The organism is Bartonella sp. MM97QHHN, assembly GCF_042194285.1.
GTDB lineage: Bacteria > Pseudomonadota > Alphaproteobacteria > Rhizobiales > Rhizobiaceae > Bartonella.
Window position 1 is genome coordinate 1 of sequence record NZ_JBHIMS010000036.1, and the last position, 1,200, is coordinate 1,200.

Below are 1,200 nucleotides of genomic sequence, written 5' to 3' on the forward strand. Positions count from 1 at the left end.
CATTGATTTATAATGATAATATAGCGTTATTCATATTGAATTAGAATCCCGAATAACGTAAGATTCTCTCATTTCAAATCTGTTTATCTTGAATCAACTAAAACCACTCATTTGTACATAACAAGTGGGATGAGTGTATGGATAAAATTTGTATAAGAAAGGACTAAAAATGGCTCTTATGAACCGTCTTAATGCAAGAGCTGTCGCAACATTGGGAGCTGGCAAATATAATGATGGTGCCGGCTTGTTACTTCATAAGCGTAAAGATGGAGGTGCTCAATGGATTTACCGTTTTACCATTCATGGGCGGCGCCGTGAAATGGGCTTGGGTGCCTTGAGAGATGTCTCTTTAAAACAAGCCCGTGAATTGGCAACTGGGTGGCGCTCTGTTCTTCGTGAAGGTCGTGACCCCATTAAAGAACGCAATAAACAAAAGCGTGAGGCAATAAGTAATCTCCATTATTTAAAAGATATCGCGTTGGATGCTTTTGAAAGCCGTAAAGCTGAACTAAAAGGAGATGGTAAAGATGGGCGTTGGTTTTTACCCTTAAAACTCCATATTCTCCCCAAATTAGGTTGCCTCCCCGTTTCAGAGATTACACAAACAGAGATACGCAATACACTTGCTCCCATTTGGCATACAAAAGCAGCAACAGCTGATAAAGCTCTTACCCGCCTTAATATTTGTCTCAAACATGCGGCTGCTTTGGGTTTGGATGTTGATTTACAAGCAACAGAAAAAGCACGCGCTCTCTTAGGTAAACAACGCCATAAAACGCAAAATTTTCCAGCTATGGATTGGAGAGATGTCCCTGCCTTTTATAAAACACTTTGCGAAGCATCAACCTTAACACAACTGGCTTTGCGTTTGCTTATTTTGACAGGCGTTCGTACCAACCCTTTGTGTCATATTCATAAAGACCAAGTTGATGGCGATATCTGGACAATCCCTGCTGAAAATATGAAAGGTCGACGTGATACTACAGAAGAGTTTCGCGTGCCTCTATCATCAGAAGCATTAGAAATCTTAAAACAAGCGCGCTTGCTTTCTCGCAATGATTTCTTCTTTTCTGCAACCGGTCGGGGTCCCCTCGCTGCAAATTGTATGGCTCAATATATGAGAGACAATAAAATTGAGGCATGCCCCCATGGATTTCGTTCTAGTTTACGTGATTGGCTCGCTGAAACAACCGATGCCCC

General features: G+C 41.6%; 1 protein-coding gene. It reads left to right on the plus strand.

The window, feature by feature from the left end; translation table 11 throughout:
* Positions 1–169: 169 nt before the first annotated feature.
* Positions 170–1,200: tyrosine-type recombinase/integrase (locus ACFIJW_RS02045; protein WP_375633128.1), on the plus strand; the 1,031-nt coding region annotated here is incomplete at its 3' end.